Here is a 5,949-nt window from a genome sequence, read left to right on the forward strand (position 1 = left end):
GGGTCGGTGACGACCTGCACGTTCACCCTGTTCCTTTTGTGCTTCGCCGAGTAGTCGGCCCTGCCGTCGCCGACGCGGTCGCCCTCGGCGAGTGTGCTGTCCAGGAGAACGAAGTCCGGGGCGTGCTCGCGCATGGTCTTCAGCAGGCCCGGCGCCTGCTCGGCGAGCAGACCGGTGACGGCGGTGACGTGGGCATGGGCGGTGCCGACGGATATCGCGAAGGCCTCGGAGATACGGGCGAGGGTCTCGTGGCCACGCAGGTACACGAGTGCGACCAGCGCACGCCGGTGCGGCGGGAGTTTGCACCGCCGGTCACCTTCACGGGTGACGATGAGCATCGTGACCCACTCGACCAGAGCGTGGGGTAGGTCGAGTGCGGCAGGATACGGAACCAACAGGGCTCCTGTGCTGCTGAGTCGAGACGTCGAACACCTCGCTCAACGGCGCGGGAGCCCTGTCCGTTGCGCCCCTACGCCCACGCCGCCCCGTCACCCGATCAGTGGCCACCTTGAAAACGCTCATTGAATCCGGTCCGCGTGCGGATGTTCGGGGGAGGTCGGGCAGACGTAGAGCTGCATACTGTCGCCACTGCCGACTTCCACCTTGGTCGGCTGGGCAGGGTTCTGGTCGGCGCGATGACCGGCGGCGTAGGCGTCGGCTTCGTCCTCGTACGGAGCCCAGCCGCGCGTGCCGTAGTCCCATTCGAAGGTGGCGATGGTCAGCAGCGGGACCATCTGTACCTCGCAGACACTGCAGTGTCGGGGAGCAGGGTCGGTGCGGCCCCACGGCGGCCAGCCGCCGACCTTCCAGCCGGGGGCGTTTGCCAGATTGCCGTCGTAGAACTGCTCCGGGTAGTCCGCGTCCCTGTCGTCGACCCGGTCACCCACCATCAGCCGCATCTCCGGCCCGAGTTCGAGACTGTGGGGATACTCGGTGATCGCTTCCGGTGCCAGGTGGCAGGGCTCCGGCACGTAGCCGTCCCGATTCACCTCGTAGGGTTGCGGCGGTACGGCGAGCACGTCACCGACAGCTGCGGCACACCGCCAGAACAGCGTGGTCGCGGGTGTGGCGAACGGTTCATGGTCGTAGGGGCACCACAGGACCTGGAGCATGTCGGCCTGCCCGGGCGGCCGCAGGAGAGGGACGTCGCGCACATACAGCTGGGCCACGGGGATCATGGGCATCGGCATCTCCTCGGGCCAGGGGGGTCCGGAGTCGAGTCGCTCCATGAACCTGGCGTTGTCGCGCTCGTGGATCCCCCTCTCCTCCGGCGTGTAGTCCGGGCCGTGAGGATCACGGTCGAGTCGGGCTCGTCTGCGCCGGTCGAGTCGGATCGCCGCCGGCGACTTGCTCCGGCTGACGCGGTGCACCGCTCCGCAGTGCGGCCACGGCTCCTCCGCGGGCCACAGCAACGGGCCCCCCACAGAGCTGTCCCCCACCAGGGGCGCGCCGGGACGAGGATGCAGCCGTGTCGCGGCACGCGCCAACGGAACCAGCTCGGGAAATATCACGGCGACGTCGACAGGCCGCGGCGGAGTAGTACGTAAGAAGACCATATCGAGGATCTTGTCATCAGCCACGGACAGTGCCCTGACGCCTCGACCGGCGCCGGTGCTCGCCTGCCGGAGAGACCGACCAGCTCAGCTGCGGTGACGACAATGCGGGTGCCGATCATTCATCCGACCAGGTCACGGCTTTGAACGCCGGCCCCGGAGGTCTCCTGCCCCTCGGACCGCTGTCCTCATCCACTTTGGGTGCAGAGCGCATCATGATCTGTCGTGCTGATGACTTTCGCCGACGACGTCCGGACCGTCCTCGACGGGCTGCTCAGACGAGCGCTGCCGCTGAACTGGGATGACCGGCACTACGCGCCGGCCGCCACCGGCCGCCTCCCCCTCACTCCCGCCGAGCGCAGGCGACTCGGGGCCGACGCGGCGCGCAAAGTCGCCGGTAGGGCCTGCCGTTGCGGGGGTTGCCGGGGGTGCCGGCCACGGTCACCTCCCCGCGGTCGCGGCGCCCGTGACGGCCCAGGGGCGCCATGCGCGCGTTTATCAGCCGGTGGCCTGGCAGGCGTCCCACCGCCACGTCCCGCCTTCGCGCGCCCACGGCTGCGCCTTGCGGGTCATCGCGGGGATGTTCCCGGCGCCGTAGCTGACGCGGGCGAGGTTCCCGGACAGCTCGTCGATGGTGATGTCGGTGGCTTTCTGGGAGCCGTGGTCGTGGTGGCCCTTCTTCGCGAGGACGGCCCACCCGTACTTCGTCATGTCGAGCTTGCATCGGGCGGACACGAGGTCGTAGCCGTCGGGATCACCTGCGAAGAAGAGCGCGGTGTAGTCCTGCACGGACTTGGTGAGGGCGGCCCTGTCGGCGGCCGCGGGGTCCTGAGTGCCGGCGGCGGGTGCGGGGCCGCCCGCGGTGCTGCCGGTGGCGGCGGGCCGGTCGGCTTTGCCGTCGCTCTTCCCGGAGGAGCAGGCGGTGACGGTGAGGAGTGCGGCGGCGGCCAACGTGGCGGCGGCGATACGGGTACGCATCCGGTGAGCGTCGTGTACCGGGGGCGGCCGTGAAGGCGAGATGACTGACCTGTGACACGCCGAAGCCCCGCGCGGCGGCGGGGCTTGTGCGGGCCTTGCGGCGTCAGATGGTGATGGACTTGTACTCGGTGTAGGTGCCGAGGCCAACCGTACCGAACTCGCGGCCGATCCCACTGTTCTTGAAGCCGCCGAAGGGGCCGTCGTAGCCGGTGGGTACGCCGTTGACGGTGAGGGTGCCGGTGCGCACCCGGCGGGCGACGGCGAGGGCGTGTTCCTCGTCGGAGGACCAGATGCCGCCGGCGAGCCCGTACTCGGAGTCGTTGGCGATGCGGACGGCGTTGTCCTCGTCGTCGTAGGCGATGACGACCAGGACCGGGCCGAAGATCTCCTCCTGCGCGATCCGCATCGAGTTGTCGACGTCGGCGAACACGGTCGGCATGACGTAGTTGCCCTTCTCCAGGCCCTCGGGGACCTGCGGACCGCAGGTCACCAGCCGGGCGCCCTCCTCGACACCGAGCCGGATGTAGTCGCGCACACGCTCCTGCTGGTCGGGGCGGACCATCGGGCCGATGAACGTGTCGGGAGCGCTGGGGTCTCCGACCTTCAGGGACTCCACGAGTTCCCTGAGTCCGGTCACGACTTCCTCGTACCGGCTGCGCGGGGCGAGGATCCGGGTGAGCGCGATGCAGGCTTCTCCGTTGTTGAGCAGGGAGCCGCCCCAGCAGCGGTGCGGTCTCCAAGACCGCGGCCTACCGTTGGACCTACCGCCTCACCTCATGGCTCTACCCCCTGCTGCACCGCCTCGTTCCGCGGCACACCACGACGACCGAGCTCCTGGGACAGGCAATGATCGGCACCGTCGAACTGCGCGGCCAGGGCCCCCACATCCCGGCACGCCGCGACATCAACCGCCTCGCCACCCTCAGTTCCGCGAGCTCCCCCGCGCAGGCGCAATCCTTGCCGCCAACGTCGGCCGCGCAGTCCGGGCAGGGCGAAGCCCCCGATCCCTGTACCCGGGCGGGGGCTTCGCGTGCTGGGGCGGAGCGACGTCAGTTGAGGGTCAGCGTCGCACTGTCGTCCGCCGCGTTCTGGTCGTAGTCCGGGCGCCAACTCGGGTCTCCCCAGTCCATGGCGACGGTGCCCGTGGCCCCGGCGACGACCGAGTCCACCCGGAGCGTCAGGCTGAAGGGCGTCATCTGGCCCGCCGGCACGAGGTAGCCGCCGCTGCAGGCGTACGGGCCGTGGGCGGTCACCTCAGGGTTGTCGTACTGACTCGGCTGGCAGTTGGCCGACGAGCCCACGATGGTGGTGCCGGGCGGCGGCGTGACACTGATGCCGACGCTGTCGCCGCCGCGGTTGAAGATCGTGGCAGGCCCGTTGTTGAGCATGCTGAAGTCCATCTCGACCGTGGAGCCCTGAGCCGCCTGGCTGCTCGCGCCCGTCACCGAGAAGTCCGCGGTGTTCACCGCCCGGAGGCTGGCGACCGCGTAGTCGCTGCTGCCGTCGCTGAAGTCCAGCGAGACCTTGCCCGCCGGGACCGTGGAGGTCTGACCGGGGTCCAGCACCGTCAGCCCCAGGGCAGCGCCGGTGCCCTTGGTCCAGGTACGGCCGGTCGTCTGGGCCACGATGGACGGATCGCCCTCAGGGGCGGTGAGGGCGTCGAGATAGGTGGCGTACGCGGTGGAGGTGACATTCAGCCGGACCGGGGTGGCCAGGGCCACGTGCTCACCGATCTGGATCGGCCCGGGGAAGGTGCACAGGGCCTCCTCCGCCTGCCGGTCGTTCGGCACCGAACTGTAGGTGCAGTTGGCGAAGTGGTCGGCGAAGGTCAGCCCGGGTGAAGCCATGAACAGCGCCTGCGCGGCGGCCGCCGGGCGGTCGCCGCGGTTGGTGAACTCCAGCGGCTCGCTGACGGTCGATCCGACCGCGAGGCCGGTACTGCCCGTCAACCCGCCCTGTGCGAAGGCGGGTCCGCCGATCCGGACGGAACCGGTGGTCCCGACGAAGGTGGCGTGGTCCGCGGTCCCCGAGACGGTGTAGGAGGCGGCGGCCCCGGCCGCGACACCCGCCTTGGCACTGACCTGCATCTGGGTCATGAGGCCATAGCGGGAGTTCGGCGCTACGTCGTCCCACCACAGGAACTCGCCACAGGTGGCGACGGACTGCTGGACCGTGCAGTTGTCGGAGAACGTGACGTCGGCGATCTTGGCAAGCCTGCGAGCGTCGATGGTGATGGTCGCCTGGGTGTTCACGCTCGTTCCGCTGATCGTGTACATCAGGCTCGGGGTGATCGTGGTGACCGCGCCGGGCGCCGCGGCGGTGGCGACGGCCTGGGCCGCCGGCTGCTGCATCGTGAGGACCGGATCGGTCGGATCCGCGGCGCCGGCGGGCGCCGCTGCGGCCAGCGCGGCGGCCGCCGCCGCAGCCAGGGCCGTGGTGAGTGCCGCGGCGCGGCGGCGCGGGACATGCAGAATCGTCATCTAGGTTCCCCCCCTGGGAATTGGTCTGGTTCGGACTGCAGCGTAGGGAGGACTCCGACCGGTGTCAGCGGAATATCGTGTGCCTGGAGGCACCATCGAGGCGAATGGGACGACACGCGCCGAATTTTTTCCTGGCCTTGACCTGGAACGTCTCCGCTCGATGTCGACGGCCAATGACGGTGCTCCCGTGCTGTTGCGGGCCGGTCAGCACCAGGGGTGGACGACAACCCGTGCAAGCGCGCGCCCTCGCCGCCCCTTGCGCCGCCCGATGTGACGGTGAATCAGGCAGGCGCATCGGACGGAATTCGCAGAAGGAGTTGGCGCAACCCTGCGTCCCCGTTGCCGGTCTTCTCCGCATCGAACGTCGCTCGGCCCACGCCCCTGCCGAGGTGCGGCGTACTCACCCGAGGAGATCAATGAGCGTTTTCAAGGTGGCCACTGATCGGGTGACGGGGCGGCGTGGGCGTAGGGGCGCAACGGACAGGGCTCCCGCGCCGTTGAGCGAGGTGTTCGACGTCTCGACTCAGCAGCACAGGAGCCCTGTTGGTTCCGTATCCTGCCGCACTCGACCTACCCCACGCTCTGGTCGAGTGGGTCACGATGCTCATCGTCACCCGTGAAGGTGACCGGCGGTGCAAACTCCCGCCGCACCGGCGTGCGCTGGTCGCACTCGTGTACCTGCGTGGCCACGAGACCCTCGCCCGTATCTCCGAGGCCTTCGCGATATCCGTCGGCACCGCCCATGCCCACGTCACCGCCGTCACCGGTCTGCTCGCCGAGCAGGCGCCGGGCCTGCTGAAGACCATGCGCGAGCACGCCCCGGACTTCGTTCTCCTGGACAGCACACTCGCCGAGGGCGACCGCGTCGGCGACGGCAGGGCCGACTACTCGGCGAAGCACAAAAGGAACAGGGTGAACGTGCAGGTCGTCACCGACCC

5 protein-coding genes and 1 pseudogene are annotated in these 5,949 nt (G+C 69.6%); 1 reads left to right on the forward strand and 5 read right to left on the reverse strand.

The features are described from left to right. From BMW99_RS38765 to BMW99_RS38785, 5 genes and pseudogenes are all read right to left on the reverse strand, one after another. On the reverse strand, window positions 1-395 hold a 395-nt coding region (locus BMW99_RS38765; RefSeq protein WP_143080630.1), incomplete at its 3' end, for a helix-turn-helix domain-containing protein. Window positions 396-518: 123 nt separating this feature from the next. Beyond that, window positions 519-1,556, reverse strand: a complete 1,038-nt coding sequence (locus BMW99_RS38770) for a hypothetical protein (RefSeq protein ID WP_069466530.1) — start codon at window positions 1,554-1,556, stop codon at window positions 519-521. A 495-nt stretch (window positions 1,557-2,051) separates the two neighbouring features. Next, window positions 2,052-2,531, reverse strand: a complete 480-nt coding sequence (locus tag BMW99_RS38775) for a hypothetical protein (protein WP_069466529.1) — start codon at window positions 2,529-2,531, stop codon at window positions 2,052-2,054. 103 nt (window positions 2,532-2,634) lie between these two features. Continuing rightward, a pseudogene (locus BMW99_RS38780) lies at window positions 2,635-3,243 on the reverse strand (aldehyde dehydrogenase family protein); the annotation flags it as partial. A gap of 337 nt (window positions 3,244-3,580) precedes the next feature. Next, window positions 3,581-5,011 (reverse strand): hypothetical protein, encoded by a 1,431-nt coding sequence (locus BMW99_RS38785; RefSeq protein ID WP_069467256.1) that lies wholly within the window; start codon window positions 5,009-5,011, stop codon window positions 3,581-3,583. Between the two features lie 543 nt (window positions 5,012-5,554). Between BMW99_RS38785 and BMW99_RS38790 the strand changes: the two genes are divergently transcribed. Then, the coding region (locus BMW99_RS38790) for a helix-turn-helix domain-containing protein (RefSeq protein WP_143080630.1) at window positions 5,555-5,949 on the forward strand (395 nt) is incomplete at its 3' end.

It is taken from the genome of Actinacidiphila rubida (assembly GCF_900110255.1).
Lineage (GTDB): Bacteria > Actinomycetota > Actinomycetes > Streptomycetales > Streptomycetaceae > Actinacidiphila > Actinacidiphila rubida.